Here is a 4,923-nt window from a genome sequence, read left to right as displayed (position 1 = left end):
AGTGTCTCCTCCAGCGTCGCGCGCAGCGTGCCGGCCGGCATGCCCTCCACGGCCAGTTCCAGGTTCCCCTGCATCACGGTCAGCGGGGTGCGCAGTTCGTGGGAGGCGATGAAGAAGAAGTCGTCGCGGATGCGTTCCATCTCGATCTCGGCGCGCACATCCCGCAGCAGGAGGACAGCCCCCGGGGTGCCGAGGCCCGCCAGGGGTGTCGCCGCCAGGGCCGCGGGCAGAGGTCCCTGCGGTCCCAGCACGAGCAGGCGCGTCCACGGCACGCGCTCCCCGGTCAGGGCGCGGCGCAGCGGATGCTCGTCGGCAGGGAAGATGCTCCCGTCGGCCCGCCGCAGCGGCAGGACCTCGGTCAGGGCGCGGCCGCGAACATCCCCGCCGGAGGCGAGCAGGGCCGCGGCCGCAGGATTGCAGAGGGTGATCCGGCCCCCTGCGTCGGTCGTGACCAGGCCCTCTTCCATGTTCGTCAGGACCGCCTGCAGTTCCAGGCGCGCCTGCCGGACGCGGCTCTGCTCCTCCAGGTTGCGCCGGGCCAGCATGTACGAGAGGCCCGAGACCAGCAGCAGCCCCACCGCGCGGGGCACCGCCACGCTCAGCAGCAGGGCCGGCGTGGCCTCGCCCAGGCGCAGCAGGCGCGTGCCTTGGGCCACCAGCGCCGCCAGTGGGATCGCCGTCGGGACGAAGATGGACTTCGGGACCCGCGTCCACGCCAGCGCGATGATGGGAATGGCGTTCAGCAGAAAGAGCGGGCTGGTCATCCCACCGGTCACCGTGACCGCCGCCGTGACCAGGGCGCTGTAGATCGCCGCCGCAGCGACCGTGGCCTGCGGCCCGGCGCCGCGCACAGACCGCACGTGGAACCAGGCCACGGTGAACACGCTCGCCAGCAGGACGATGACCGCCAGTTCGAACCGGCGAAGACCCGGCGTCCCGACGCTGGCGGCGAGCGCCAGGACGAGGACCACTCCCCAGGCGGTCGCCTCGGTGGCGAGTTCGTACTCGACCGTCCCGCGGGGCTCCTCCAGACGCTGTGCCCACCGTCGCCGCAGGATGGGCACCAGCGCCGGTTCGGCCGCCAGGGCGGCCCCCAGCAGCGCATAGGTCACCCCGCCCGGCCAGCGTCCGGCGTCGACCAGTCCGGCGGCCAGCGCCAGGAAGGGCAGGGCGGCCAGCGCCTGGACGGCCGGGCGCACCCGCGGCCACAGAAGACCCAACAGCAGGAGTCCTGTCGCGGCCAGCAGTCCCGCTCCCAGCCGCATCGCATGGACGGCCAGGACGGACACGCCCGGCACGCGCAGGGAGGACGGCGCCAGCACGGCCAGTGCGCCCACGATGGCGGCCAGGGCGGCCATGACGGCCGGAAAGGTGGGCAGCGGCCGCCGGCCCTCCCCCCCGGAGGCGGACGGGCGGGCGGCGTCCACCAGCACGCCGGCCCCGAGCACGAGGCCCACGAACGCCGACGCCCACAGGCCGGCCTGGATCAGGGCGATTGCGCCGATCGCGATCAGCGGGAGCGCACCGAGGAACCCGCAGGCGAGGGAGACCCGCCCCGCCCCGCGCGTCTTCGCCGCGTAGGAGAGGAGTGTGAAGACACCCCCGGCCACGAGCGCCGTGGCATAGCGGGAGACGCGACCGACCGACTCACGGTAGACGGGGGCGTCAAAGGCGCCTGGAGCCGCCTGCGCCAGGCATCCGATGACCAGTTCCACAATGCCGACCGCGATGGGCAGCAACGAGACCTGCGGCGCCGCGGGGTTCAACACACCGGCCTCCTCGTCTGCCGGCATCCGGAGGAGGATTTCAGGGTAAAATACCACGGGAGGTCTTCCATGCCCTCCGCGCCGGAGGAGACCTCCGGCCGGTGCCGAAGGTTCCCGCGACCTGCCCGGCCCACGGGAGGCTCGCGCGCGCGATGTCCATCTCAACCGGTCCCCGTCCGCCCAGACTGCTCGTCGTGGACGATGAGCCAGCGATCCTCGATCTCCTCAAGCGCCGCCTGGAGGCGCTGGGATGCTCGGTCACCGTCCTCCCCGGCGGGAGCGGGGTGCTCCGGGCCGTCCGGGAAGAGCCGCCGGACCTCATCCTCCTGGACATCATGATGCCCGATGTGGATGGGTTTTCAGTCTGCCAGGCGCTCAAGGACGACCCCGAGGTCCGGGACATCCCCATCATCATGATGACGGCCCGGTCCGAACTGGACAGCCGCATCAAGGGGCTCGAGCTGGGGGCCCACGACTACGTCGCCAAGCCCTTCGAGACCGCCGAGCTGATCGCCCGCGTCCGCGCGGCCCTGCGCGTGAAGCACCTCCAGGACGAACTGAAGGAAGCCAACCGGAAGCTGGAGCGCCTGGCCACCAGCGACCCGCTCACCGATCTGCCCAACCGGCGCAGCTTCGACGAGCAGTTCTTCCTGGCCGTGGAGCGGAGCCGGCGCAGCGGCGAGCCCTTCTCCATCATGATGGTCGACCTGGACCACTTCAAGCAGATCAACGACACCTACGGCCATCAGGTCGGCGACGACGCGCTGCGGGTGCTCGGCCGGCTGCTCAACGGCCGGCGGCGCGTGACCGACCTGGTGGGGCGCTACGGCGGCGAGGAGTTCGTGTGGGTGCTCCCCGGCGCCCGGGCCGAGGACGCCGTGGAGGTGGCCGAATGGCTGCGCCGGACGGTCGAGGAGATGACGTTCGAGGCCCCGCAGGGGCGCGTCCGCCTGACCATCAGCGTCGGCCTCACGACCTATGTGCCGCTCGACCACGGCCCGTTCGGCACCACGACGATCCTGGAGGCGGCGGACCAGGCCCTGCGGGAGGCCAAGCAGGGGGGCCGCAACCGCGTAGTCCACCGGGAACTCGGCCTGGAGGAAGTCGCGGCCGAGACCGCGTCGGACGAGGAAGGGCCGGAGGTCACGCGGTACCGCTGAGGGTGGGAGTGAGCCCTGGAGTGGTATAGAATAGGGATCGGGCAGGTGGCGAAACTGGCAAACCGCGGGGGCCTTAAAAGCCCCTGCCCCGACGGGGCTTGTGGGTTCGAATCCCACCCTGCCCACCACGTCACGCAGTTTTCCCGGAACGCGGTTCCCCGTCTCCGATAAGGAGGAATTGACTGGAGGCGGCGGCCGGATTCGAACCGGCGTATGGGGGTTTTGCAGACCCCTGCCTTGCCTCTTGGCTACGCCGCCCCGCGGGCGAGGAGGACGCCAGCGCGTCCCTCGACCCGATTGTAGGCGAGGCCAGAAACCGGTGTCAACGTCGCTGAGAAGGCCAGAGAGGTCCCGTGGACCAGTACACCAGATTGATGGTCCCAGACAGGCCGGAGCAGCCGATCCGGGCTGACGGCGCGTGGGGAGGACACACTCGGTCCACCGCGGTGCTCGCGGAGAGGAAGGCGGCGGACCCCGCGCTTCTCGATGGACGGCGTGGCGCCACGGGCCCCCGGAGTGGCTCGTGGCGCTCCGATGCGGCGAGACGGGATGGCGACCGACTAGGCTAGGCAGCGTGCCGCACTTCGGCCCGCTCAGCGGGGACTGCCCGCCCCGCAAGCGTCGTCACGGCCAGGGCCAACAGCAGCCCGACGGCCTGCACCGGTACCACCGGCAGCGCCACGCCGAGGTACGGGTCCAGCGCGTAGCGGCCGGGACCGATGAGGGCGACGGCCACCGCCACTGTAAGGTTCATCAGCGGATACTCGTATCCGCCGTTCGTGACCCAGATGCCCCTCGGCCAGTGGATGCGAACGATCGCCATCACCATGACTCCGCTGATGAACAAGGCTCCCAGCGGGCTGAGCAGGCCCAGCCCGAGGCACAGGCCGCCGAGTGTCTCCAGGGTTCCCGCCAGCGCAGCCCATGCGCGCCCGGGCCGCAGCCCCAGCGATGCCATCCACTGACCGGTGCCGGGGAGCCCGTGCCCGCCAAACCAGCCGGCCAGCTTCTGCAGCCCGTGACCGATGAACAGCGCACCGACCACCACGCGGATGATCAAGAGGCCCAAATCGGCAAGCATCATGGCTCACCTCCTTTCACGCACGTCGCACACGGAGACGGACACTCATCCCAGGCTCGGAAGGTGGAGCCCCTTTCGACCCCACATTCCCTGCAGCCTAGGCCTTGGCGATCTCCACCGGGACCTTCCTGGGCCGGATCGCCTGACTCACCGGGATCGTGATTTCCAGCATCCCGTTGTGCCAGACAGCCTTGACGCGATCGGCATCCAGGCCCTCCGGCAGGGGGATGTTCCGCTCGAACTTCCCGTAGACGATCTCGCTGAAGAGCCGATCGTCCATGGGAACGTCGGGCGCCTTCCGCTCGCCCTTGATCGTGAGCGTATCGCCCGCGACGGAGACGTCCACGCTCTTGGGATCAACGCCCGCGAGCTCCGCGCGAATCACCAGATGCCCGTTCCGGTAAAGGGCCTCGGTGTTCGCCAGGAAGTCCGCCGCCCCGCGGGTGACGCTCCCGAAGAACCGGCCAAAGAGGTCCATCAGGTCCCGCTGGAGCTCGAACAGCTCCTGGAATGGCGTCCGTCGCGCCAGCATGATCCGTCACCTCCTTCCAAGTCCCAACTTCCCCCCGGTCGGGCAACAGCCCCAGGGCTGCCGCCGGACCACGGCTGGGAGCATTCCCCAGCAGAAAGAGATAGGACACGGGGGCTGAGCTTGTAAAGGGGTTTTACTTGACAGGAAGAATCCTGGGGGAGGGGCGCGGCGTTGTAGGATGTTCCGCCCGACGGACGACAGTAGACCCAGCGGCATCGGGAATCGTGGAGCGGGAGATGGGACTTGAACCCACGGCCTTCTCCTTGGCAAGGAGACGCTCTACCTCTGAGCTACTCCCGCTCGCGAGGTCACGCACCCCGATTATACGCGCCGCTTCCGGTCAAGTCCAGAATCGCCGGCGCTCGCGCACCAGCACCAGCAGGA

4 protein-coding genes and 3 tRNA genes are annotated in these 4,923 nt (G+C 70.0%); 2 read left to right on the top strand and 5 right to left on the bottom strand.

The genetic code is table 11. The features are described 5' to 3' along the window. Positions 1-1,769: PAS domain-containing protein (locus QN152_13680; protein ID MDR7540552.1), on the bottom strand; the 1,769-nt coding region annotated here is incomplete at its 3' end. Between the two features lie 149 nt (positions 1,770-1,918). Here QN152_13680 and QN152_13675 point away from each other — a divergent pair. Further along, positions 1,919-2,926 carry a diguanylate cyclase gene (locus QN152_13675; GenBank protein MDR7540551.1) on the top strand — a complete coding sequence of 336 codons (1,008 nt, stop codon included), beginning with the start codon at positions 1,919-1,921 and terminating at the stop codon, positions 2,924-2,926. A gap of 39 nt (positions 2,927-2,965) precedes the next feature. After that, positions 2,966-3,054, top strand: a tRNA-Leu gene (locus QN152_13670). A gap of 55 nt (positions 3,055-3,109) precedes the next feature. Here the strand turns inward: QN152_13670 and QN152_13665 are convergent. From QN152_13665 to QN152_13650, 4 genes are all read right to left on the bottom strand, one after another. After that, positions 3,110-3,184, bottom strand: a tRNA-Cys gene (locus tag QN152_13665). Positions 3,185-3,491: 307 nt separating this feature from the next. Next, positions 3,492-4,010: a DoxX family protein gene (locus QN152_13660; protein ID MDR7540550.1), complete on the bottom strand. Its 519-nt coding sequence runs from the start codon at positions 4,008-4,010 to the stop codon at positions 3,492-3,494. Positions 4,011-4,104: 94 nt separating this feature from the next. After that, a complete protein-coding gene (locus QN152_13655) occupies positions 4,105-4,539 on the bottom strand; it encodes an Hsp20/alpha crystallin family protein (GenBank protein MDR7540549.1) in 435 nt (144 codons plus the stop codon). Positions 4,540-4,764: 225 nt separating this feature from the next. After that, a tRNA-Gly gene (locus tag QN152_13650) sits at positions 4,765-4,839 on the bottom strand. Between the last annotated feature and the right edge of the window lie 84 nt (positions 4,840-4,923).

It is taken from the genome of Armatimonadota bacterium (assembly GCA_031459715.1).
GTDB classification, from domain to species: Bacteria; Sysuimicrobiota; Sysuimicrobiia; order Sysuimicrobiales; family Humicultoraceae; genus Humicultor; species Humicultor tengchongensis.
The sequence above is the reverse complement of the archived record's forward strand: the minus strand, read 5'-3'. Positions and strand labels throughout refer to the sequence as shown.

Bases quoted from the DNA above. Each gene is read 5' to 3' on its own strand.
- QN152_13675 (MDR7540551.1), top strand. From the start codon at position 1,919: ATGTCCATCTCAACCGGTCCCCGTCCGCCCAGACTGCTCGTCGTGGAC.
- QN152_13660 (MDR7540550.1), bottom strand. From the start codon at position 4,010: ATGATGCTTGCCGATTTGGGCCTCTTGATCATCCGCGTGGTGGTCGGT.
- QN152_13655 (MDR7540549.1), bottom strand. From the start codon at position 4,539: ATGCTGGCGCGACGGACGCCATTCCAGGAGCTGTTCGAGCTCCAGCGG.